This window comes from Vibrio sp. 1F253 (assembly GCF_041439295.1).
Lineage (GTDB): Bacteria > Pseudomonadota > Gammaproteobacteria > Enterobacterales > Vibrionaceae > Vibrio > Vibrio tasmaniensis_A.
In genome coordinates this window covers 1-24,088 of sequence record NZ_JBGONU010000040.1, presented here as the reverse complement: position 1 = coordinate 24,088, position 24,088 = coordinate 1, and the positions used below count along the sequence as shown (strand labels likewise).

Sequence of the window (24,088 nt, the reverse complement as noted above, 5' to 3'; positions counted from 1 at the left end):
ATGTTAGATAAAATTGGTAAGACTGGGAATGCAGATCTATACGGTTTGGGTGAGATAGATAAAACGACTAAGGTTGAAAAAGCCCCCGAGACAAAAACCGAAGCAGCGGTTCGTGGTAACGATGAGACGGCGGTGTCAGGTGCTAAACATTATCTTTTGGAAAGACCTAAAGCGCCGAAAAGTGGAGAACAAGCTCGCGTGGTTGAAAAGCTGATGACCGCTTTGGCACCAACAGCAAATCTGCTTATGAAAACCCTAGAAAAAGCACTTCATGGTCAATCTGGAACTCAATCATCGTCAAATACGGTTTCGGAATCTCTTGCTTTGATGACCTTACTGTACCAAGTTTCGAAGTTAAGCCGAGAACAACAAACACTTGAACGTGAAATCGCGGTTGAAGCGAATGTAGCGAGCCTTAAGAGTCAAGCACAAGAGCTAAATAAATCTGCTAAAGCGATGATCGCAATGGCTGTAGTTTCAGGAGTTCTAGCCGGTGTAACGGCAATTTTGGGCGGAATAGGTTCTGCTAAAGCTGGTAAACAAATTAAAGCGGAAGCATCGACTAATACATTACTGAAAACACAAAAAGCTGGTGTAGATAAGGCTAATGATTTGTTGAACAATGGTGGGTTATCGAAAACTCAACAGCAACAGTTAAAGCGTGTTCAGGATGTCGGGCAAGACCGTCTTGGTAATTTGACTGATAAATTGACAAAAGGGGGGCGAAAGTTTGACAAAGCTACCACCTCTAATCAAGCGCGAAATTCGATTCTTCAGTCTCTTAGTCAGATGGCAAACTCAGCATCAAATGTAGAGCAAACTAAAGCTCAGGCTCGCGGTAAAGAAGATGAAGTTCTAGCGACACGTGCACAAGCATTGAAACAGAAAGCTGACGAAAATATTGGTTTTCAAGATAGTATGCTTAAAGAGCTGCGGGATCTGTTTCGCTCAATTGCTGATAGCCAAAACCAAGCATGGCGAGCATCTGCTCCTACCGTTTAAAACCACTGCGGATTAGAGTCCCCTTCTTCTAAAGTAGGTTGGCAATTTTTAGTAAGTCAGTAATGCAAGTTACTGGCTTTTTTCATGCATTTTATTTGGCAAATTCACACCTAGACTGAAATGCCGCCTAATTTCGTTAGACGTATGTATCAACTCTTCAATAAGCGTTTTAACTCGTTAAGATTTTTGTCCTGAGTCAGCAAGAACTCTTCCTTGAGGAGATCATTGACACGCTTATCTACGCTTTGTTGCGATTATCAACCCAATAATAAAACCCACTCCTAGCATAAGTTCATAGCCATTTTACTTTAGATTTTCCGCGATGTATGGAATCCACTCATTCTCGGCGTTGTTGATCAAATCAGTTTGAGGTTCAACGACGCCAAAAACTTTGAGACCAGTCGAGTCAATCGCTATATGGCGAATAGCTCCTTTGGATTTATTGCGATATTTGACCTGAACTGTCTTCGAACGGTTGCTGATACAGGTGTAGTCAGGGGACGTCAGTGGAACATCCAATAGCTCAAAGATAGAATCAATAAAGCCTTGAAGAGCACGTAATGGCGGATAGAAGATCCCCTTAATCATCAAGGCAGTTTCAATCGCGGTATCAGAATACTGGAAACCTCTACCACGCTTGCACAGAGCCTTATTGTATTCCGCCCAGTTAGTTATCTTCTTTTCCGCTTTACCCATGTCACCACCGTTCTAACTACCATAAAGGATCAGATCACAAGACTTGGAAAAGGTTCAACTGATTTAAGCAACAATGCATTCATTCTCTGTTACTAGGAGGACGATGAGCTTAAGAAATTACAATGCACAGGTGGGTGAAACTTATGCGATGAGCAAAGCGTTGAACAAGCTTACTGGGTTATAAAACTTGTCGTATTGACTAAGAAGCACACGAAACGGTGCGACTCTGTCTCTAAACTAAATTAAGCATCAAAGCCTCTTAAAGTTCATTGAGTATAAAAACTTCCGCCCGTATTTAATATCTTGCCATTCCCTCATCTTTATAATTCTTCTCACTACGAATAAGAACCCTCAGAAAAATACACAGAAGGAACACAATGGATATTTATCAGGAAAGTATCAGTTTTTTAGGTAACGGCGTGGATTTTGATGAAAACGGATTATTTCAATGTGAGTTATCATCGGATACGAATAATCATGATGAAGCACTTTTCTTAACCGTATTTAAGAACGAAACCACCATTAGCTTACACATGTCTCTCACCAGCCCTGTGGAGTTGCCAACCCCTCTTCCAGAAACGATTGCTATCGCGATTGGTGAACATGCTCTGGAACCTTTCCGTGGTGGTTTCGGTATCGGTCTAATGCCCGATAGCCGAAGGTTAACGAGCTACAAGGTTATTTTTCTCTCAAACAAACCTCAAGATTATGTGCAGAACACTTTTCAGCAACTGTTAGAAAGAATGGAGCAATGGCACCATTTTATTGAACAAGCGGATAACGCAGAGACAATCCCAGAAACACTTCCTGCTGGGATCTTTGTTTAAGTTCCCTTATTTAAAATACGAGTTTAATGTATGTCTACAATTCAAATTAATAGCCAGCATCGAGGTAATTTAGACCTCGCAGATATTCAAAATATTAAAAGTAGCGCCAAAGAAGGCGATACCGTTAAATTTGGTTCTGTATTTGGTAAAGAGTACAGCGTAACTAAAAATAGCGATGGTGACGTTACTCTAAAACAAAAAGAAAACCGAAGCTTTTTTAATCGTTTCTTTAGTAAAGCCGATTCTTCAAAAAACGGTGATTTAAAGCTGAATCAGATGAATCAACAACTGCATAAAAAAGAAGGCAGCGGCAACGTTAAGGTCTTAACTTTGACCTATAACCAAGCAAACCAAAAGATGCCGGAAGACACAAAGAACTACTTCCAGAACCTGATTCAAAAAGGTGACTATGATGTGGTTTTGTTTGCGGAACAAGAGTCTAAATTGCTTGCTAACGATCTTGAACTTGATGGTATGAACCTTCTGAGTCAAAACAAAATGAAAGTTATGACGAAAGGTCTTGGTGAAGGTGTTAGCTACACTTCAATGTCCGTTTTTGCAAAAGACGGCGTCGATATTAACGTCAAAAAAGAGTCTGAATACCGTCATGGTATCGGTGGTCGAAACATGGAATTCTTCATGGGTATCACTGGTAACAAAGGTGGCGTAAAAACGGCTCTAGAGATCAATGGTCAAGCTCTAAACGTCATTTCTGCACACTTGGATTCTAACAAAGAAGTCAAACGTGAATTCGAAGGTAACAAGTTGATGGAAGGGAGCAAACCGCATGAAGAGGTTCTGATCACTGGTGATCTGAATGAGCGTGAAAAACGCACCGCTCAAGGTTCTGATGTGATGTACGATCCAGTCGCACATGATGATACGCATTTAGCCAAGCATGGCTTTAAGTTCAATCCTCTTAATAGTCACACTTACATGCAGCTTGATAAGCACACTGGTAATATTAAACAAAAAGAAGGTCGTGACCGACCTGACTTCGGTGAGCTCGATAATACTGGCTTAACAAATAAAACAGGCAACTTACAAAACCATGAAACCAGTGTTATCACTGAAGGGTTTGATAATGTCAGCGACCACAAGCCAGTACAGTCTACATTTGAAGTAAGAGGCTCCTCTCAAAAGCTGATTGAAAACGCACAAACACATACAGCAGAAGACTTCAAAAATGAAGCAGCGTACTTAAATCCTGGTACTGATCCGGCAAAAGCGACGTTTGATGATGTGACCTCAGCGAATCAAGCTCGCCTTGGTCTAGAAAACTTGAGTAGCGATGAACAAGCGTTTGTAAAAGAGAACTTCACTAGCTTTATCATCGGCAAAGATGCCATCTTTAGCCAGCTAACAAATGGCTTTATGGAAGAGATGCGTCAGCTTCACACTGCTAACCTGACCACCGGTCAACTACAGACTCAACAAATTGAATTGACCGAGAAATACGAACAGCTTAACCGCAAAGTAAACGCTCAGTTTAACCAGCAGTTCATTGCCAACCTTTAAGATAGACTCACCAGAATACCTATTTGTGAATCTATCTAGATGAATAGGAATGATGAATACAAAAGGTGATCGTAAGATTGCCTTTTCGTTCGATAGTAATCAACCTATATATACTCAAAAAGCGTTTGACGCATTTCGTTTCTTGTCATGATCTGCTCGCCTTGGCTCGCTTCAATTTTCGCTGGATAGAAGAAGTTTAAACTCAAGAATTTGTCGATATAAAGGATTAACGAGTGGTTAAAACTGAATTACGCAACAAAGTCGTCTGCTGTCAATAAATTATAATTTTGGATTGTTAACTTTAGCTAACAAGACCTGTTTACGACAGAAATGTATTCCCTTCGTTGTGAGTGATGGCGGGTAATAAGGATAAAACTAAGTGGTATCTAGGACTTTTTTTTTATTTGTTTGTTGTTAAATTATTGATTTTATTGATTTGTGTAAAAGTGATGCAATCGAGTTCATCCTTTATTTATAAAGATATTTCATTAGAATATAGATAGTTAGCAAGAACGGATAGGAAGCATGTTGCATATCGAGGGTTCAGCGCATTATATGATGAGGTCAGTTATGTTTTTGAGAAGCATGATTGCTTGATTTACTTTGGCGAACTGCCAAAGCAACGATTGCCCTTTTCTAAATGGTGCCAGTAAACGATGTATTTCATAAGTAGATAGTCGCGACCGTGCAAAGAGGCTATGCGTGCTCCATACGAAGGGGGGTCTCTGTATTGATGATACTAATTGCAGTGGTCAAATTGCTCCAGCCCTTGATAGATAACAACGGATAACCATAGCGAGTATAGCGAAATGCCCCTTATTACTGGATTAAACCGCTTTGATGCCATGGGTAACCATAACTTTGTCACTGACAATTTAGATGAATACTTGTCTCCTATGAAAAAGAACTCTTATTGCTTAATATTCCTTGCATTGATGCTAAGCGGTTGTGCAACCAAAAACCCAGTGTCAAATGGGTTTTCTAATCATCTTCAAGGAGCACTATTTGGTTGGATAACGTTTGATAATTACACCGCTCCAGTGAGTACATTTCTAAGCGTCGATGTGTGTCAGGTTTTAGATAGTCAGTGTTTTACTGTTTTACAACAAGAGTATCAAGGGGTTCAGTTACCCGTTCAATACTCGTTTGTTATTGCTCCGATTCAAGCTGGAAATGGCGAGATGAAAGTGCGCGCTATATTGCGTTATCAAGGTGAGATTATCGCAAAAAAGGAAGAGCGATATATCTTTACGCAAGGCAGTGTATATACCAACTTAAACCTAGAGGCTTATAATAATTACTAGGAAGTAATATTTTCCTTTATTATTATGTTTAATGCGTTGGAGGATATCCTAGTTCTAGGTATATTTAAAATAAGGTCATTGGGTTTTTTATTATGTAAGCATCAGTTCCTTTGAATATATATGGCTATCCCCAGGTGCTTTAATAAAGCATGTCGCACTTATTGGTTGGAATGTAAATCAAGCGAACTTTAAAAATACCACGTTCATGTGTTTAATGTAAAATTTCTTTTTGTATCACCAGTTGAAAATTAGAAAATACTAATTAACTATCAAAAATATGTCACGACGATATCAAAAATACTTTTTTGCCAGAATTATTTTTGCTATCGAAGTTAGCGCTTGGTTATTCGTTATTATTCGGGTTGGATGGTAGTGTTATGGACTATTTATTGGTAATCGGTCTGCATTTGCAATCGCACTGCTGGCTTCGACAGTTTCTCTTGTTTGAACTGGAGGAATTAAAATTATGAAGGGTAGAAAATGGATGTGTTAGGCCGACTAAACGCCGAAAGGGTCGACTCGCACTTGCGAAAAATTCATGGTGCGTGCTGCTATGAAAAATACGATGAAGTGTTTCATTCTAGCCAGTCTCATATTGTTATCGTTCACAATGGTCAATTGAGGGTGCAAACCGGGGGTTGTACGCTAGACGTGGTCGCTGGTCGAGGGGTTTATCTTTCTCAAGGGGATTACTTACTAGAATACACACCGATAGGCGGTCAATATGCGGCTTCGGTTATCGAATTTGACAATGAACTGGTGAGTCAACTATTGCAAAAGCATAGTGACCTTTTGATGTCGTTGCCAAAGGTTGAGGATGTACAGTCTGGATTATTCCCTTTTACTCTAAACTTATTGTTAGAACAGACGTTATTAGGGATTAATACTCTAGAAGAGCAATCTTTTCCTGATGCTATTATGCGCTTAAAGTATGAGGAAATGCTCATCTTGTTACTGCATGGTGACCAAGGTGAACACCTCTACGCGTTGTTATCACAACTGACAAATCGAACCTCAGAGAGACTCCGTCGCTTTATGGATCTTCATTATCTTAAAGAGTGGAAACTGACAGACTATGCTCAAGAGTTTGGTGCGAGTCTGACTACGTTTAAAGAGCTTTTTAACGAATATTATGGTATCTCCCCTAGAGCTTGGATCAGTGAACGTCGTTTATTACACGCTCACAAACTATTGCTCACAAGCAAGATGAACATTGTCGATGTTGCGATGGAAGCGGGGTTTTCAAGCCAGTCTTACTTTACACAAAGTTACCGTCGTCGCTTTGGAACGACACCAAGTAAGGTCCGTTCTGGAGATGATCCGGTAGTAATTGTTAAGCGAAATGTCTGACGACTAAAATTTTCTGACTAATTTTGAAAGGCATTAACGGGTGTAAACCCTATTATGCTCAGCGTAACGATGAGCAAAACTATTATCTCTACTTCCTTCTGGATTGCTCGAAGTAGATACGGAGAAGATTAAAATGAAAAAGCAGCATTGGCGACGCCGTTCGCTTTTTCCTAACAACATTGTGCTGCAGAGGAAGGTCACTGTATTGCAGCGAGGCGCAAGGTACGAGGGCTTACCTAAATCAACTCAAGAGCTTAACGTTGTTAATGTAAACCACAGACAGCTACTCAGTGAAGGTGTTCTGAGTTACGACCAATTGTCTTTACTGCAGCGCTTGCTTGATCGTAATGTTGTTGATTGTTTATGTGCAAGTCAGCTAATTAAAACATATCAAAAGCTTGGAACGTGTTTAGACCGCTCTGCTATGCGCCTTTTCTTAGAAGTGGGTGGGCAACTAAGTGACGAACGGGTGTTGAACTCTTTTGAACAAAGACTGGATTACATTAATCAGCGATTAGGTTACCGCTTCAATCTAGCGTCACCTAAGACACTAATTCTTTCGATGTATTTAACCTTAAATGAATGGTGCAATCAGCAAACGGATCAGAGGGCGCTACAAGACTCCATCAAGCTTGAACAGTTAATCAATCAACTGAGTATTCAGAAAGAGTATTGGATGAGATTGTCCGGAGAAGCGAGTAGCACATTTTTTGCTGAACAACAGTTGGATCTCATTGAGAATCAGCATAGTGAATTGCATGACCAACTTCGCGTTCTCAATGAGCAACAAAATCAAGTTATTGAATCTCATCGAGCACTAGTTGAAGAGTGGAAGCCAACTCTAGATAAACTCAAGGGCTTATATGAGTGCGGTAGAATATCAGATAAATTTATATCTGAATGGAAAATATGGTGTAGCCAGGCTCGAGTACAAGCTCCTGAGCTGAGCGATATTTGGGATGCATGTGAGCTTGTGTTTAGCGATCTAAATGCCGTCGCTAAAATTTGGCAATGGTTTCAAGATATGCAAACCGTTGGCAGAGTGGATCATTACTACGTTGATATTCAAAACAATGAGTGCGGGCAAGCTTGTAACAATCTCAGGCAGATTTAAATAGGACTAAATATGTTAGATAAAATGATGAAATCCCTAGCGGAAACGTTAAGGGAAGGGGATTTTATTGCCTCAAGTAATGGTTCCTATGATATCGAAGTTGACCAGATGCAGCTTAATATTAGCCAGCACTCATCATGGATCTTGTGGGAAACCGTGCTCCCATTTTATTTTGAATCGCACCTTGATTTTCAAAAAGAGCAGGCGCTAAAACATTGTATGCAGCTCTCCTTGAAAACGTTGCGAGATACACGCAGCACGTTGACGGTGAATGACAAAGAACAGTTGATTATGCAAGGGAAGATGATTATGGAAAGTGCAACGACAGAAGAGCTTTGCACGCAGCTTGCTCAGCACGTAAATTTAGTGGAGCAGTTCAATGATTTGCTCGAACATCAACGTGTTAATCATACTGTTAGTCACAGTGTTTGGATCCCATAATGCTTGCAGTTTTAAAGTCACAAATAAGCAGAATCGTGCTGTCAGTAGTGTACGTTTCAAGTTTGATAATAGCAGTTCCTTCACATACCTCTGAGCTTGATTGGGTCGATCAACCGTTTCGTTATTACGCGGACAATGATTCACTAAAAGAACTGCTGAATAACTTTGGCGCAAACTACCGTGTTTCAGTGTCGGTTAGCGACAAGGTAAATGACCGAGCCAGTGGTCGATTTTCACCAGAAGATCCAGCCGAGTTTCTCGATTATCTGGCACAGGTTTACAACTTGATGTGGTACTTCGACGGTGCAGTGCTGCATGTATACAAAGCGACAGAAACCCGTTCACAATTGTTGCAGCTCGAACTGTTAACAGCTCGCGAATTACGTAGCACCCTGATCTCGACAGGGATTTGGGATTCTCGTTACGGCTGGCGTGCAGCGGAAAATAAGGGGCTGGTTTACTTAGCTGGCCCACCGAGATACGTCGATTTAGTTGTGCAAACGGCAGAAGCACTGGAAAGCAGACTGGTACAGAAATCCAATTCAACAGATGAATTGTTTGTCGATATTATTCCCTTGAAGTATGCATCTGCGACAGATCGAGAGATCAGTTATCGTGACCAAGGTGTCACGGTTCCTGGGATTGCTTCGGTACTAAGCCGAGTGCTTTCAGGTGTTCAAACTCAGGTTAAAGTGGCGAAAAAGAACGAAGAAGTAATAACCAATACGCCTAAGAAAATTACTAATAATGTCTCTTTACATAGCGGTGCATCGGTTGAAGCAGAACCAGGTTTAAATGCAATCATTGTGCGTGATACAAAAGCTCGATTACCGCTGTATCACAAGTTGGTGGCGCAGTTAGATCAACCGCAGTCAAGGATCGAAGTCGCACTTTCTATCGTTGATATTAGTGCTAATGACTTAAGTCAGTTGGGTGTTGACTGGCGAGCTGGTCTTGCAGTGGGTAACAACAGTATTTTGGACCTCAAAACAACTGGTGACGTAGGTAATGGTGATGTCAAGCTTGGTAGTGGGCAAAATTTTAAGTCTCTGCTTGATGCGACGAACCTAAATTATTTATTGGCTCAAATTCGTTTGCTTGAATCTAGAGGTAGTGCGCAAGTGGTTTCCAGACCAACCTTGTTAACACAAGAAAATGTGGAAGCGGTCCTTAATAACAGCAGTACATTTTATGTCAAGTTGATAGGCAAAGAAACCGCAGCACTAGAGAAAGTGACTTATGGAACGTTATTGAAAATTGTACCTCGCATCGTTGGCGACCGTTTGGTTGAAAGACCTGAAATCAATTTGAGTCTGCATCTAGAAGATGGTGCGGAAATCCCCGATGGTGACATTGATGGTGTTCCTTCAATTCGTAAAACAGAAATTAGTACTTTGGCAACGGTAAAGCAGGGGCAAAGCTTGCTGATTGGTGGAGTATACCGTGATGAAATTAGCAACAAGCTTCGAAAAGTTCCTTTGTTAGGAGATATTCCATACCTCGGCGCTTTGTTTAGAAGCACGGAAAGCTCCACGAGAAGAACAGTACGTATGTTCATTATAGAACCAAGAATTGTTGTCGATGGTATCGGAGACAACGTACTTATCGGAAATGAATATGACTTAAGGCCAAAGATTGGCACGTTGAATAGTATTTCCAATAACAGTGCAGGCCTTAAATCAGCACTTGCTTTGTACAGCTGTACAAAGGAAGTACAAGCAGTACGTTATCAGCAAGATTTGTTGTCACAAGGAAAGTCATCGTTGTTAGCAGAATGTGAGCTTCCTACGGGGCAGAAAGGGTGGAGAGTACAAATTAAAGAGTGTAATGGCTCAGAGAATCATTGCGTTCGACCATTAGAGGAGCAGTAACCTCAATGCAACAATGGAAAATTCGTATTCTTTCCGGTGTTCATTCCGGAGTGGAAGTCACTTTACCCAACGATTCATTGGTATTGGGTAGTGATGACTTTACCGCTGATTTAGTCTTAACCGACTCTGGCATTAAAGCAAGTCACCTCGTTTTAGTTTGCGATGGTGAAACGGTTTCACTACGTGAGTGTGAAGAAGTCTCAGTCAATAACGAAATTATCGCCGTTGATGCCGGTGGCGTTGATTTGTCGCGAAAAGCCTTGGTTTCTGTGGGTCGTTTAACCTTTGCTGTTGGTTATTTGGAAGATGATTTAGTTATTGAGATGGCAAATGACGTAGCAAGCAAGCAAGCGAAACCAATTGGCCATAAACCATCATCGGGTTGGAAGAAAATGCTGCTCATCGGATTGATTTGTGGCCTGATCCCAAGCGTTATCTTTATAGGTATTTGGTACGACCAAGTGCATGCGAGCGACAAAGACGTAATCACAGAAGCGGAGCCGATAGTCTTGGTACGCAATATTCTTAGTGAACTCGAGTTGAACGATGTTCGCGTTGAATGGAATGCCAATGCTCTACAGGCTGTACTTGAAGGTTACGTAGAAGATAGAACGCAAAAGGTACAACTGCTTGGTCGAATTGATGCATTAGGTATCAACTACAAGAGTGACCTGAGAACGATGGAAGAGATACGTCGTGGTGTGCGTTTTATCTTACGAAACCTCGGTTATCACCAAGTAAAAGTAGAAAATGGTAACGAGACAGGTACGCTGCTGTTAACGGGTTACATTGATGATGCAAGTCGTTGGAACCAAGTTGAGCAGATCTTAGAACGAGATGTCCCAGGGCTTATCGCTTGGAAAGTAGAGCTACAAAGGGCGGGGGCATACATGGTTACTCTAAAAGAGTTGTTAGGAGAAGCGGAGCTCTTAAAGAAAGTTCAGCTTGTTACTAGCGGTGATCGTATTGAAGTTCGTGGCGAGCTTGATGATGTTGAAACAACTCGATTTTATGGTGTAACGAGAGATTTTCGAGAGCAGTATGGCGAGAAACCATATCTTGTCTTGAAATCTATTCCTAAAGTGAGCAAAGGAACAAACATCGATTTTCCGTTTCGTAGCGTGAATTTTGGCCTATTTCCTTATGTCATCCTCACTGACAATGTTCGTTACATGGTAGGAGCTCGCACTCCTCAAGGGTACCGTATTTCAAGCGTTACTCCGGCAGGAATTGAACTCGTAAAACGCGGGCGGGTAATCACTATTGATCTAGAGTATGAAGGTGAAAATAACAATGACTAATCTTGAGCAGTTATTACAAGGCGATTCAGGGCAGCAAGAAAAAGAGGTGATCATTTTTAAGTTCAAGCAAGCGCAATCAGCGATAAAGCGTCAGCTCCATCTTGGCTGTTCACCAAAAGAATACCAGTTGCTACACAAACAGCACGAGGCTTATCAAGCAGCATTAACGGTAATTGAAACATTTCTAGACAACAAATAAAAGAAGGCGATATATATGTCATTTTATGATTCGAGTAAAGGCGTTAACCTCGACGCAGTTAAAGCTAAATTGTTACAGCAATCAAAAACAGCGAATGAAGCGGTAAACACCGCGATCAAAAACTTAGAAACGAACGCAGACGATCCTTCAAAGCTTGCAGAGCTACAGCATACAATCAACAAATGGTCTGTGGTATATAACATCAATGCGACCACAACACGTGCAATCAAAGACGTGATGCAATCAATTCTGCAGAAGGTATAACCTATGGATAAAGGCATGTGTTTACTTCTGGCTGAGACAGCGTTGATGGCAACCGGTCTGCATCGTCATGAAGAGGCAAATACCATTGCGGAATGCCTTGAGTTGCAAGGTGATGCAGAAGAAGTCGTTGCTATGATTCGTTCAATGAGTTTGATGAATCGTGGCTTGTACGAGGACGCTCATCGTTTACTTGAACCGCTTTGCGTGACACGCCCAGACTTAATCGGTCTGGCTGCGCTAGCGGCAGGAAAAGCTGGGCTCTTAAGCAAAGCCGAATCGTGGTTAGATATGGCATTAAAAGGCAATGAAGAAAACCAAGCCTTTGCCATGAGTTTTTCTAAAGACATCAGGAACCTTTAATGAAGGTTGAAAGCAACGGAATCAACAACATGCTCAGTCAGGTGCCGAAAGCACCCCGGAATGATACACCTGATGCGAACAAGATGAACCGTTTGATGAGTGAGAACCCACCAGATAAGAACATACCGACTACGAAAAAAAATACGGATAGTGTCACGCGGTCTAAAGGTAGAACAGCAGCTATTAAAGAGTGGTACGAAGCACTAAAACGTTCTGGAGACTTCAGCGCAGCAGCGCTTAGCAGAACGCTTAAAGACGCGTTTATTTCGCCTAGTGAGAAAAAAAAAGCCTTATGGTATGCCTTTAGTCAGGAACAAAGCGCAAAAGGCACTGATAAAGCATCACCAGAATTGTTGGCATTATTTAAGCATGAGCTGTTGGGCAGTTTTTCAGGGCGCTTGCTAGCGACTCCCCCTAAAGACCGCCGAGAGTTGAAAGCGTTGCTTTCTGAACATTTCCCACTTGGTGCGCAAAAAGAACAAGCGCTTTGGCACTGTTGGGGTGAGTTGAAAGACATCCCTGCCCAAGCTCCAGTATTGGAGGTGGTCCGAAAAGAACTGAGCTTTGTTATACAAAAGAATGCCATGGTCAAGAACATGTTGAGTTACAGCCACAAACTAGACCTCTCATAGGAACGGATATGATTAATACGCAGTACACAGAAGTGATGCAAACCAACCTCGAGCAAGTGCAAGACGCACAAGCTGAAGCGGGACTTAGTGAGCGTTTCGAGCAAGCGATGCTATCGCCTGAGGGAAACCACGGTTTAGAAGGTGGCTTGTTAGAAAACATTAGCGAACTGAAAAACACCATCGACAATGCAAAAACTAACTTAACCGATAGCATGGCAATGGTTGGTGACGACCCTGCTCAGCTCTTGCAGATGCAATGGGCGTTGAGTCGAATTACCTTTCAAGAGGAGCTGATTGCCAAGACGGTAGGTAAAACGACACAGAATGTAGAAACATTGTTGAAGGCCCAATAGTCATGATGAAGACAATACGTGCCGTGTGCATGTTACTCGTGTTATTTTTAGCTGGCTGTCAGACGGAGCTATACACTGGAGTAAGCCAGAAAGAAGGCAATGAAATGCTGTCTATTCTGCTTTCTGAGGGGGTCGTGGCAACCAAAGAACCGGATAAAGACAACACCATAAAATTGATGGTAGATAACGCTCAAGTCGCATTTTCGGTTGATGCTCTGAAACGTAAAGGCTACCCGAAAGAGCAGTTCTCAACACTCAAAGAAGTGTTTCCGAAAGATGACCTGATTTCGTCTCCGATTGCAGAAAGGGCGAGGCTTATATACGCGAAATCGCAAGAACTATCATCAACGCTGTCACAAATTGATGGAGTGTTAGTGGCACGCGTTCACATTGTACTTGAAGATAAAAACCTTCGTCCAGGTGAACGTCCAACTCCTGCTTCTGCATCAGTGTTTATTAAACACGCAGCGGATGTGGCACTCGACTCTTATGTACCTCAAATTAAGCAGTTAGTGAACAATAGTATTGAAGGGCTTAACTACGAACGTATTAGCGTTGTCATAGTACCATCTTCGGAAGTTCGTGTGACGGCTCAAAGCAAGCAATTTGAAAGCATTTTGTCTATTCAAGTGACCAAGGACACGGCAAGTAACTTGATTGCTATCCTCGTTTTCTTGTTACTACTTATCATCGGTTCTAACGCAGCGACGTTTGCATGGTGTCGTAGGAATGCGCAACGTGGTTAATTCTGATACGCCAGTTTCTCAGATTTATCATCAGTTTAATTATTGTCCTTGCAGTTATATTGATGAGAGTTGGATAAGCAAGAAACAGCCTTGGTTATTACGAGTCCAAGACTGGAGACACCAGGCTGCGATCAATCAATGGTGTATTGAAGAATGGCAGCTATCAACGATTACTGATCATGTTTTTAATCATCCATTTAATAGTTTGGTGTTACTTCCAGTTGAAACGACTAACAAATTACTTTTGCTGATTGGTGGGGCAATGTATTGTGAATCGATGCGCCAAGTTGTCTTGAAACAACCAAAGCAGTGCCTCAATCATATTTTTGGTGTCGATGAAACGCGTTTTTTAATTCAACACGGGCCAATGATGATCTCAAATTGGCCAAACGGTTGGCAAAAAACATTGCCGGCGAGTTTAGATGAAGCCAGCTTTGAAAAGGCAGCCCGTGAACTTGGGTATCTATGGGTCACATTTTTACTGGAGAAATCACCATCAGAGCTTGTACAAAGGTGGCAGTTCAAGCTCGATTGTTCATTAACCCAAACAAAACTCAGTGCTGATTGGTTCGATGAAACGCATCGAGATCTTGCTTATCGACTTATAAAGAAAATCGCAAAACAGGTAATCCCTCAATGGTTTCATTTGTTGAAATAAAAACTGACAACTTGCAGTTGGCTACAGGTCTAAAGATTCTCAAAGCAAAGGATTATGTGAGTTATTTAGATTCGCAACACTTGGTTGAAGCTGCACACTCTAAAGCCGAGAGCATTATTACAAAAGCTGACGATGCTTATGAGTTAGAAAGACAGCGTGGTTACCAGGATGGTATCGATCAAGCGAAGATAGAGAGCGCAGAAACTATGATGTCAACGCTTGCACGATGTAATGAGTACTACTTGCAAGTCGAACAGAAAATCACTGGCGTAGTGCTTGATGCCGTAAGCAAAATTATCAGTAGTTTCGACGATGTGGAAACAACGGCAATAGTGGTGAGGGAAGCGCTTCAGCTGGTCAGTAATCAGAAACAAGTGATTCTGCACGTGCACCCCGAGCAAGTGACAGAGGTGCGAGATAAGGTTTCCTTAATACTCAGTGACTTCCCGGAGGTCGGCTATGTTGACGTTATTGCAGATGCGAGACTCAAAAATGGTGGGTGCATACTGGAAACTGAAGTCGGTATTATCGATGCCAGTATCGACGGGCAACTGCAAGCTCTTAAGCAGGTGATCACTAAGCAATTCAGTGAGCGCCAACAGATACAGTCTTGACGTGCTTATCTTTAACTCTCGAAAGCTCAGAAAAACGCTGGGCTTTTTGAGCTTTACTTTCTATTCACTGTACCTTTCTACCATTTCTCTAGTTTTATCTTAGCTTCCCATCCGATCTTTATAAACGGCTTAAAATGAAAAAAAGCCGACCATATCTGGCATATTCTGTGACTGTTATTGAGCACAATACTTACATCAACGGGAACTCTGATTATCTTAAAGGCTCTATTAACTATCGCCTCATAAGAGAGTAACGTTCGTTCAGAATACTGAATTTGTTTTTCTAAAAACGGTTAATCTAACAAAATTAACCAGCAACAATGGAAAATAAAATAATGTGATAGGTGTATTTAAATTCGAAATTTTATATCTTTTATTTTAAATAGATACATCAATATTAAATATCAGGATGGTAGGTGAGTATGGATAAGGTAAATACCTTACTAATTGAGCTTGGTAACACACTCGATATTGAACGGGTGACTGCATATGATTATCAAATGTGGACAGTATATATGTCTGCAGGCAAAGAGATTGAAGTTCAAGGCTTGGATGAGAGAGAAGAACTGTTACTTTCAATCAAGGTTTGCCAAGATGAAGAGTCATTTGAAATTAAAAAACTGAAAACACTTTTGGAATATAACTTCTTATACCGGGAGTCAGGTGGGGTACAGTTCTGTATAGACCCTAAAAACAATGAAGTACACATGCAGATAAGTATACCACTTACCTCAGAAGTGAGTCGTGTTTCTATCCTGATTACTCAGCTTATGGAGCTTTGTGAACTGTGGAAGCAATATCTAACGGCTCAGTTTCAATCGATTGAGCAACATAAAAAGCTGCATACTTTCATCTCTGTTTAAAAGGTTAGGGTTATGGTAAATATCAATACATCACATATGCATTCGCTGAGCGAACTCACTGCACAGTTATCTACACAAAACCAATCGGACGACAAAGAAGTTCGGGCTCACGGAGGCAAGGACATCTTTGTTAAAGAAGGTGCGCCGAAAAACACAAGCGTAAGCTCTCGTATCAATCACCAAAACAAAGCGAAATCGATCGTCGTTGATCTATTGGTTAAGCAAGGTCTGCCAAAAGGTGTCGCCAAAGCTATGATGCAAAACGTACTGAATGGTGAAAATAAGTTGACTCTTGGAAACCTTAAAGACCTAGAGCGATTATCGACAGGGCCTAGAGAGAATTGGCCAAGTGTTTCAAGCACTTCAAAACCATCCAGCGCAGGTAAAACCGCTCCAGCAGATGCCTTGATTAGAAAGCACCAAGCTACACTGCAAAAGTTGGGTGATTTCGCTTGTACTGACCTTAATACCTTCGGTGATAAGAGATCTGAGTTCTATCAAGCGAAAGCGAAGCCAAGACTAGAAGGCTTCTACGCAAATCCAGCAAGAGTTCAACAAGATAAAAAAGCGACCATGTCAGCAAACATGGTTCAAGTGGCGGCTCAAAGAGGCAATAGCCCTCAGATGGGGACACTTCAAAACATTGCGAAATCCGTTCAGGACGCAAAAGCCGGTTGCTGTACTACGTTTGCCTTTGCCGCGGCCGCTGAAATGATTCAAGGGATGCAGGGTGATGCGAATCAAAACACTAAGGTCGAAGTAGTGGCATTCAAGAAAGGACACTCAGGCACGCACTTGTATGTTTTGGTTGGTAGACAGGACGGTAGTGATATCAAAGACCCAAGCTCATGGAATAAAGATGTGAAAATTGTAGACCCTTGGGCAGCTTCAGCATTTGGTGCGAGAATGTTTGGTGATATTGCTCATCCACCGGTTTCCAACATGTTCCCACCATCTGAAGTGATTTTTTCTAGCCACAAACTGGACTAAAGATTCCATAATCGGTTGCTAATATTTACTACCAAAAAGGAGCAGTATTACTTTGCTCCTTTTATTTTTTTAATGTAAGTGATATTAATCTGGAAAATTAACTGCTCAAGTCTATCCATTCTCTAGCGCACATTTTCGATACCCTTTTCGGCACTTCAAGAAACCTATTCCACGCAACGCATACCTTGGAAACAATGTCCTCATAGTCTTCGAAGCTTTGGTTCGCTAAGTAGTGTTGTCGTAACCAACTCCATACTTGTTCTATCGGGTTAAGCTCTGTCGAATATGGGGAAAGTTTGATGATACTGACATTATCAAATTTGTGGGCGATATCATCGGTATGCCAACCTGCGCCATCCATTATTACTACAGCATGCCTTCCTTCCTTTGTCTGTGATATCGGATATTTGCTTTAAGTGTTAGATCATAATGTCTTTATTGACCCAAGGCACAACCATAGCTTCTCCAATCCCTCAGCTAGGACAAACAGAACCGAACAGGTAAGCGTACTCAAATTGCTGCTGTTTTGGCGCCCTTGGGCGCGTTCCTGTTTCAGCCCACAAGCGTGTCGTTGTGTTTTGTTGTCCGAATCTAGCTTCGTCTTGAAACCAGACATCAACACTCTCCAGCCCAATATGACCGAGGATCTTAAGGATCGTTTCTATTTTGAATTTTTTAAAATCGTCTTGGATTTGCTGTGATTGTTTGGATCGAGAAGTTATCCAAGAAAAGCCCATGTGGTCGAGAAGATAATAGATAGAATTAGGGTGGTAGTATTTATCAAAGTTTTCCACGATGTAATCATGTATATCGCTCCCGACAAGGCGCCCGCCAGAAGGGGACTCTGCTTCTGTCTTAATGAACGCGCTGAGTTGTTTTCGTTGCTCTACATTGAGATATGCAGGCCTGCCTGTGCGAGGTTTCTCTTGAAGTCCTTCCAATCCTTCTTCAAGAAATGTCTGGACCCATTTGTTTACACTAGTTCGACTGACTTTGAGGTATTTAGCAATTTGAGTGTGCTAGTGACCTTCTTTGAAGTGGGCAAGTGCTAGTAAACAAACCTTCATTTGAATGGTTTTTTGTTGGCTTGCTAGTTTTTTAAAATCTGTCTTATTAAGGCTATCCATAGCTATTTTCTGCAAGAGTTCGACGACCTCAATTAGATCATATTTTTACTTTAATGGGTGTTACTGATTGCCTGTTTGAAGTCCTTTTTGGCTCGTTATGTGCGGTGCGGGCGCAAAAGGCTGGTTTGATATTCGTGAATACATTATCGGACACCATTCATATGATCAGTGCTTATGCTTCATCAAATAAGCTCGTGTTGGGGCAGATAAAAACTGAGTACAAGCTAAGTGGCATTTGATTGCGAAGCCAATAGCGATTAACTATCGCGGGGCCCTTTCAATACCTCGTCTAGGCTCGGAATCATCGCTGATATCAAATTAACGGATAATAATAGGCTATTCGAATATCAAAGGTTGGCACACAATGAGGGACTATCCGTCAACGGCCAACCTTATATATGATTCTATTGAAACTGTTCTTCAGTTCAGCTTGAGTTGCTTATCCTCTTTCAAATCTATTGCCCGAGATACTTGGCTTGGCGAGAATGTCGGGTTTTGAAAGCGAGGCAACAATTTGTAGAGCCAATGCTTCTAAATCAAAAACTGTTAAACAAGGTATACAAACCAAGGGAACTCGTCCTTTGGGAGCGTGTAACGGAAAAATTTCATCGTCAATAACTTGGGTATGATATTGACGATTAAATCCAGCCTTCTGCTAAGTACATCAACCTTAGCTGACTTGGTGAACCAAGCTTTTCTAGCGCCGAGAGTTGGCCTTGATCGAGGTTCGGGCTTTTATCCAAGTATACTCGTCCGTTCGGTGTATCTAGAGGGAGCTTGTAAGTCAACGTCTTATTGATATCCTGTGCCTTTCCTTGGTCGATAGATCTTACTGCTGGCATTAGCCAGTCCCAATCTTCTTTGAGCAACTTCTTAAGTGCACTGTTGGCCTCTGACTCAGTTTGGCTCGGTGTATCTTCGATACTCAATTTATTCGTTGATCCAACATCTGGCACCAAGTTCTCACTTGCATCAGAGCCCAACATTTTCTTAAGCGTTAAGCGCGCCAATTCCATATCCTGAGCTTCTTTCGGTGCTTGAGGTGATGTCATAGATTTGTCTTCTTTTGGGCCTAGGTACGCAATCAAAGCACGTCCTGATGCAGCATCTTGCATACTAAAGGAGAACTTCCCTTTGCTGTTAGACACTTCAATTCGAGGTAACACACCAGACATAGGTTCTTGGTGAATTTGCTCTTGAACTTCGTTGTTCAGACAGTAGGAACTCGCTTGACCGGCTACAAACCCAGAACCAGTGATTAAGCCAGATGCTGCTACACTGCCTAGCGCTTCTTTTGCAACAACAAGGACACCAGTTGTGCCCACAGAGGTGACACCAAATGCACCAAGGCTTCCCGTCGCCATACCTAAGGTCGCTCCAACCGCACCTTCAGCAGATTGAGTGGCGTGCTCGTGCGCTAATGCTTGTTGTATCGGCAATGCCAACCTTTGGTCATGACCGGGCAACTGCGCAATCTGTTCTAGTTGGTGATAGTGCGCCTCAGCATCACCATTGACTGCCGACTTATGTAATTCACGCCCCGTGGCGATCAACAAACCAACACCTGGTAACGCCAAGTTAATTACTGCGTTGATACCAGTCCCTTTGATTGTTTCTTTTGCCATCTCAAGCAGTTCAGCACCTAAGCCGTCCATTTTGCCTGGGTATTGGTTTTCGATGCTGACTTGTAAGCGTGGGTCTTTGCTGATCGAATCGAACGTGCTTTTTAGATTTTTATAAGCTTTATCGTCAATCTTCACTTCATCTAATAGGCTTACGACTTCGAGGACCTTACGCGCAGTTAAAGGCTCGCCACGATACCCTGCTGTGCTCACAAGAGAGAATGCCAATAATGCCGTTTCTGGTTTTTCTTCTTTTAGCAGCGCCTGTTTTAAATCAAGGTGGGTCTTAATATTTTCTTGGTGGTACTTTTGATATGTAGATCGCAATATGGTGTCACTCACTGCCGTGAACTTTTGCCCTTTATGAAAGGTCGACGGCTCTTTGGCTTTACCGTGCTTACTGATCACCCGCTTATCTTTTTGTGCCGCGACAGTACGAAATTGATCCAAGCTCGGAATCTGGCTTTGGCTAGTTGAAATTACCATGGGTGAACTCCTTAAACTCTAAGTGTCTCAATGTGGGATTGTTCTGGATTGATAAATTGGGTTGGGTCTTGGTCTAACATTGCAAATCGAGCCTGCCAGAGTAGGGTTTGCTCATTTAGAAGGTGAAACCAAGTTGATAGGCTCGCTGCGTTTAAGTACTCAATCGGCTTTCTGCCCGCAAGAACCAATTGCCTACCATTTGGTGCAAGTGAAAGGGTCAAGCTCCCATCCGCGATACCGAAATAGTTAGCATGCGCAATGAGTTCAAGACCTTTCAGTCTCAGTTCACCGCTTTTTTCGAGACCGCCAAAAACCACCGATAAAACAAAATCGTTTTGATCTGCCTCACTAAAGTAAATAACGTAACGATCATCAACTAATAATTGGCAACGATTTTCTTCAGCAAAATAAAGTGGAGGTAGTTCATTTATTTCACAAAACTCTTTTATTAGAACTTGTAATGTGTTCATCGTTTATTCCTTCTGTTTTATCTTGCTAGTAAACAACAAATAGTATAATTACGATGTCGAAAGTGGCTTTTATTTTGTTGATTTTCTAAACTGTCGTGATGTGTAGCACAAAGAACAAATGAATTTAATCGTCTTTGTTACGCAATTAAGCTCTCTAGTGTGAGGTTCCCCGGAACAGTTCTTGATGCTCAAGAAGAGTTATGCTGTAAAGCTCTTTGCGAAGTGTTTGGATTCACCGCAGTGGGTAAACAAGGATCGGACTCTGTCGTCAGAGTCTGTGTTTACCCCCTGAAGTCTTCGAGAGCAGAGCTTAGTAACGGTTCTATTGGATTTAGTGAGTTGCCAGCTTGCAAGCATACTTACAGCAGGAGGGGGGGAGTATAGCAAACTGGCTAAATCACTGGTTCTTATAAATTATCGTTTTTACTTCATCTAGCTGTTCTTAGTCAAGGTAAGGAGGTAGCTCGCCCCCTTTCATTTCGATATATAAAAAAAATAGGCCAATACTGAGAGCCCCCCTTGGCACTCTTAACCTATACTACCCTCTCGGTGTTTATATAGGTTCTAAGAGGTCACAATGCCTACTATCTCAGCGATTCATCAACCGATGAACTCAACAGCAATAAAGAAAAGCAACCACGCAGAATCAACTCAAAGTATCGTAAAAAGTGTACATGCCTCATCAGCAAAACAAACCTCTATAGGTTCAAGCGTCGCAAGCCCAACGACTGGCAAGTCTCATTTCAATCACGCCTATACATCACCAAAAGGGACACAAGAATTCTACTCGCAAAACAAAATGTCTTTTTCACAAAAACTAGAAAACTTTTTATCCGAGTATTTGATAAGTAAACCTGGCAGTGAAAAGAAAAGAGTAAAAGAACTGTCAAACATTGCGAATGTAACGGTAAGCAAAGATTTCAACGTCACCTGCCCACTTCCAAGTAAAGTCGGGGGCTTTAAACAGTTACTTTCAGATATAACAAAAGGACACTCTCCAACTAAAGGTGAGTTCTACCCTAAATTTAAAGCTCTAGTCCAACAATCTTTCAGCGAGATTATTTCTCTAGCACCGAAGAAAGGCCATAAAGATACTATCGAACTCAAGTCGCCATCGGTCGTATCACCTTTAGTTGATAGGCCTGTGTCAGATACTAATGTGACATCAAAAACCGCGCCTACTTCACTAGGAGTAACATCAGAACCAAGCCTAGAGACATCTAAGGGCAGCATAAGCTCATCAGAAAAAACAACCATAGAAAAGAGCAAGCAAGCTGACAATCAAAAAAACGCGACTAAAGAGCAAGTAACAGACGTTAAGTTACAAAACTATTATGAGCATGAGAGCACTTCTATCAAGAAAGAATTTGAATCACTATTTAACGCATATGCTAGCTCAAGCACTAAACATGCTGAATACGCACAGAGCTATTCTTATGATTGGTCAATGACATACTCTAATGGGTGTTACCAACTTGAATCATTACCTAAAACGGCTGAAGAATTTGCAAGTAAGTTTTGTAAGCTAACTGAAGAGCACTCCCCTAATGGTTCCTTAGGGAAGTTAGTAAAAAAAGCGTTAACAAATAAGACAACATTAGGGCAGATGTTGAGAGTTAACAAGGCCTCTACGCTAGGTCCTATGTCTCAACTGTTGCCTACAACACTGAAGGTGGTATTAAAAAGCAACTTATCTACCGAAACCGCTGCAACCTTCCAAAAAGTAGTAAAACAGGAAGTGAGCGAACAAGAACAACTTAATGCACTAAAACAGAAACAATTACCGTCACAGCTACAAAAGCTTGAACTTCAAACTAACCTCTACCAGTCTAATGTAAAAGAGTTTCCAGAAGCAGATTTAAAATGTCGTAACTTCCAAAAAGCTTTAGTAAAAGCAGTGAACAGAACTAATTCTGTTGATAAAAATAACGAACTACAAAGAAAAACAGAATTTAGAGGGCAAGGAACAGTGTTTAAAGAACTAAGCCCTAGCATAGATTTACCTGTAAATGATCAAAGTAAACACACGCTATTCGATACGAACAAAACCTACGGTATTGGGGACTTTGATAACATTGTAAGCAGTAATTTTGTAATCAAAGAAAAGACAGACTCATTCGAGAATCACCTATCAAGGTTAAATCAGAACATTGGCTTCCATATCGAAAAACTTCCAAATGAAGCCGAAGTCGCCAATGTAAACACACTCGGCATTAACCCATTAAATATTGATGTAGATAGAATGATGGCAAAATTGACGAATCTAAAACCTCTATTGTTAGAGCCAAAACCAAGTTGGAGAAGCCGACTAATTCAGCTGTTTCACCCTAAAGGTGCCGAAAACGAAGCTGAACGTCTGTCTTATCAATATATGGATATTTCACACTTACAGGCACTGAAAGACGATATATCAACCAGTTCGGAGGCAATGAAATTAACCGACCTATCGAATAAACCTTGGATGCAATATTTAGTGGCAAAGCAAGTTGAATCACTAAAATCAGATTGCCAAAGTTATAAATTGGGGCCATTTACCATCGCCTCTCCAGCGAAAAAGCAACTAGATGCACTGCTAAGTTCGAACGAATGGCTACAGAGCAAAGCTTAAAAACAAAACTTGATGATCGCACGTGATCCCTTGTTTTCGCAAAGTAAATTATTGAGGTGTAATGTTGAAATTTGAAGCCGTATTATCAGAACTTGCTGAACTATGGGGAATTGAGATCCCCGTTGAATCCGATGCGATTGAAATAATCGATAATCAGGAAAGCCTTTGGGTTCTAGAATCGCCAAAGCAATCAGATTTATTTACCTTGTATACCCCTCTACATGTCATTGTAGACCAATATAAGATGAGTGATTGGTTAAGTTTAAATATGCAGCGGGACTTACTTGGAAGCTGCTGGATTGGACTAAACAACGAAGAACTATGTCTAGGCGTGTCCTTACCAAAGGATAAATTTGACCATAACGAGCTGAATAATATTTTTGAAAATATGCATTTAATTAAAGATAAGGTTCATGCTTTACATGATTGCAATGAAAATGTTCATATTGATCTGGCTTTAATTAATGTGAAATTTATGTAGCTAACGGGTAGATAAAGTTACAACTCATTTTATCTGAATCGCGAGGTGACAAGTTTGCGTGTCATCAGCACGGCTTTGTTGCGTAATTCAGTTAGAGACAGAGCAGCCCCATTTCGTGCGTTTCTTAGTCAATACAGCAAGTTTCAGGCATACCTAACCCAGTGAGCTTGTTCAACGCTTTTATCATCGCG

The 24,088-nt window shown here is 41.4% G+C and carries 23 protein-coding genes and 2 pseudogenes; 21 read left to right on the top strand and 4 right to left on the bottom strand.

What is annotated here, in order from left to right:
- Nucleotides 1–1,002 carry a type III secretion system translocon subunit VopD gene (gene vopD / locus ACED28_RS17405; protein ID WP_017096456.1) on the top strand — a complete coding sequence of 334 codons (1,002 nt, stop codon included), beginning with the start codon at nt 1–3 and terminating at the stop codon, nt 1,000–1,002.
- A gap of 381 nt (nt 1,003–1,383) precedes the next feature.
- On the opposite strand, the pseudogene ACED28_RS17400 reads toward vopD, so the two are convergent.
- Nucleotides 1,384–1,698: pseudogene (locus tag ACED28_RS17400) on the bottom strand (transposase); the annotation flags it as partial.
- A gap of 377 nt (nt 1,699–2,075) precedes the next feature.
- Between ACED28_RS17400 and ati1 the strand changes: the two are divergent.
- The 18 genes from ati1 to ACED28_RS17310 all read left to right on the top strand — a co-directional run bounded on the left by ati1 (nt 2,076) and on the right by ACED28_RS17310 (nt 17,103).
- Nucleotides 2,076–2,525: an Ati1 family type III secretion system chaperone gene (ati1, locus tag ACED28_RS17395; protein WP_017096458.1), complete on the top strand. Its 450-nt coding sequence runs from the start codon at nt 2,076–2,078 to the stop codon at nt 2,523–2,525.
- 30 nt (nt 2,526–2,555) lie between these two features.
- Nucleotides 2,556–4,043, top strand: coding sequence for a VPA0450 family T3SS effector inositol phosphatase (locus ACED28_RS17390; protein ID WP_017096459.1), 1,488 nt, complete (start codon nt 2,556–2,558; stop codon nt 4,041–4,043).
- A gap of 809 nt (nt 4,044–4,852) precedes the next feature.
- Nucleotides 4,853–5,347: a YscW family type III secretion system pilotin gene (locus tag ACED28_RS17385; RefSeq protein WP_017096461.1), complete on the top strand. Its 495-nt coding sequence runs from the start codon at nt 4,853–4,855 to the stop codon at nt 5,345–5,347.
- 480 nt (nt 5,348–5,827) lie between these two features.
- Nucleotides 5,828–6,697, top strand: a complete 870-nt coding sequence (locus ACED28_RS17380) for a helix-turn-helix transcriptional regulator (protein ID WP_017100158.1) — start codon at nt 5,828–5,830, stop codon at nt 6,695–6,697.
- Nucleotides 6,698–6,830: 133 nt separating this feature from the next.
- Nucleotides 6,831–7,811, top strand: coding sequence for a T3SS regulon anti-activator ExsD domain-containing protein (locus tag ACED28_RS17375; protein WP_371710352.1), 981 nt, complete (start codon nt 6,831–6,833; stop codon nt 7,809–7,811).
- A 12-nt stretch (nt 7,812–7,823) separates the two neighbouring features.
- Nucleotides 7,824–8,252 (top strand): YscB family type III secretion system chaperone, encoded by a 429-nt coding sequence (locus ACED28_RS17370; protein ID WP_017096464.1) that lies wholly within the window; start codon nt 7,824–7,826, stop codon nt 8,250–8,252.
- On the top strand, nt 8,252–10,123 hold the full coding sequence (sctC, locus tag ACED28_RS17365; protein ID WP_017100156.1) for a type III secretion system outer membrane ring subunit SctC: 1,872 nt from the start codon (nt 8,252–8,254) through the stop codon (nt 10,121–10,123). The genes ACED28_RS17370 and sctC overlap by 1 nt, the downstream gene beginning before the upstream one ends.
- A gap of 5 nt (nt 10,124–10,128) precedes the next feature.
- Nucleotides 10,129–11,424: a type III secretion system inner membrane ring subunit SctD gene (gene sctD / locus ACED28_RS17360; protein ID WP_017096466.1), complete on the top strand. Its 1,296-nt coding sequence runs from the start codon at nt 10,129–10,131 to the stop codon at nt 11,422–11,424.
- The gene (locus ACED28_RS17355; RefSeq protein ID WP_017100155.1) at nt 11,417–11,623 is read left to right on the top strand and encodes an EscE/YscE/SsaE family type III secretion system needle protein co-chaperone; all 207 of its coding nucleotides are present in this window, start codon (nt 11,417–11,419) and stop codon (nt 11,621–11,623) included. Before sctD ends, ACED28_RS17355 begins: the two co-directional genes overlap by 8 nt.
- A 15-nt stretch (nt 11,624–11,638) precedes the next feature.
- Nucleotides 11,639–11,887: a type III secretion system needle filament subunit SctF gene (sctF, locus tag ACED28_RS17350; protein WP_017096468.1), complete on the top strand. Its 249-nt coding sequence runs from the start codon at nt 11,639–11,641 to the stop codon at nt 11,885–11,887.
- Between the two features lie 3 nt (nt 11,888–11,890).
- Nucleotides 11,891–12,247, top strand: a complete 357-nt coding sequence (locus ACED28_RS17345) for a YscG family type III secretion system chaperone (protein WP_017096469.1) — start codon at nt 11,891–11,893, stop codon at nt 12,245–12,247.
- Nucleotides 12,247–12,879 (top strand): YopR family T3SS polymerization control protein, encoded by a 633-nt coding sequence (locus ACED28_RS17340; protein ID WP_017100154.1) that lies wholly within the window; start codon nt 12,247–12,249, stop codon nt 12,877–12,879. Before ACED28_RS17345 ends, ACED28_RS17340 begins: the two co-directional genes overlap by 1 nt.
- A gap of 8 nt (nt 12,880–12,887) precedes the next feature.
- Entirely contained in the window at nt 12,888–13,232 is a 345-nt protein-coding gene (gene sctI / locus ACED28_RS17335) for a type III secretion system inner rod subunit SctI (protein ID WP_017096471.1), read from the top strand.
- 2 nt (nt 13,233–13,234) lie between these two features.
- On the top strand, nt 13,235–13,978 hold the full coding sequence (gene sctJ / locus ACED28_RS17330; RefSeq protein WP_029223148.1) for a type III secretion system inner membrane ring lipoprotein SctJ: 744 nt from the start codon (nt 13,235–13,237) through the stop codon (nt 13,976–13,978).
- Nucleotides 13,962–14,636, top strand: coding sequence for a SctK family type III secretion system sorting platform protein VscK (gene vscK / locus ACED28_RS17325; protein WP_017096473.1), 675 nt, complete (start codon nt 13,962–13,964; stop codon nt 14,634–14,636). Before sctJ ends, vscK begins: the two co-directional genes overlap by 17 nt.
- On the top strand, nt 14,615–15,250 hold the full coding sequence (locus ACED28_RS17320) for an HrpE/YscL family type III secretion apparatus protein (RefSeq protein WP_017096474.1): 636 nt from the start codon (nt 14,615–14,617) through the stop codon (nt 15,248–15,250). Before vscK ends, ACED28_RS17320 begins: the two co-directional genes overlap by 22 nt.
- A 422-nt stretch (nt 15,251–15,672) precedes the next feature.
- On the top strand, nt 15,673–16,113 hold the full coding sequence (locus ACED28_RS17315) for a type III secretion system chaperone (protein ID WP_017096475.1): 441 nt from the start codon (nt 15,673–15,675) through the stop codon (nt 16,111–16,113).
- A gap of 12 nt (nt 16,114–16,125) precedes the next feature.
- Nucleotides 16,126–17,103: a hypothetical protein gene (locus ACED28_RS17310; protein ID WP_017096476.1), complete on the top strand. Its 978-nt coding sequence runs from the start codon at nt 16,126–16,128 to the stop codon at nt 17,101–17,103.
- 97 nt (nt 17,104–17,200) lie between these two features.
- Here ACED28_RS17310 and ACED28_RS17305 read toward each other — a convergent pair.
- The 3 genes and pseudogenes from ACED28_RS17305 to ACED28_RS17295 all read right to left on the bottom strand — a co-directional run bounded on the left by ACED28_RS17305 (nt 17,201) and on the right by ACED28_RS17295 (nt 20,808).
- Nucleotides 17,201–18,230 (bottom strand): annotated as a pseudogene (locus ACED28_RS17305) (IS630 family transposase).
- Between the two features lie 638 nt (nt 18,231–18,868).
- Complete coding sequence (locus ACED28_RS17300; protein WP_017096479.1) at nt 18,869–20,338, bottom strand: hypothetical protein; 1,470 nt, start codon at nt 20,336–20,338, stop codon at nt 18,869–18,871.
- An 11-nt stretch (nt 20,339–20,349) separates the two neighbouring features.
- On the bottom strand, nt 20,350–20,808 hold the full coding sequence (locus ACED28_RS17295) for a CesT family type III secretion system chaperone (RefSeq protein ID WP_017096480.1): 459 nt from the start codon (nt 20,806–20,808) through the stop codon (nt 20,350–20,352).
- Between the two features lie 577 nt (nt 20,809–21,385).
- Between ACED28_RS17295 and ACED28_RS17290 the strand changes: the two genes are divergently transcribed.
- A complete protein-coding gene (locus tag ACED28_RS17290; protein ID WP_017100925.1) occupies nt 21,386–23,416 on the top strand; it encodes a hypothetical protein in 2,031 nt (676 codons plus the stop codon).
- A 61-nt stretch (nt 23,417–23,477) separates the two neighbouring features.
- Nucleotides 23,478–23,897 (top strand): type III secretion system chaperone, encoded by a 420-nt coding sequence (locus ACED28_RS17285; protein ID WP_017096482.1) that lies wholly within the window; start codon nt 23,478–23,480, stop codon nt 23,895–23,897.
- Nucleotides 23,898–24,088 lie beyond the last annotated feature (191 nt).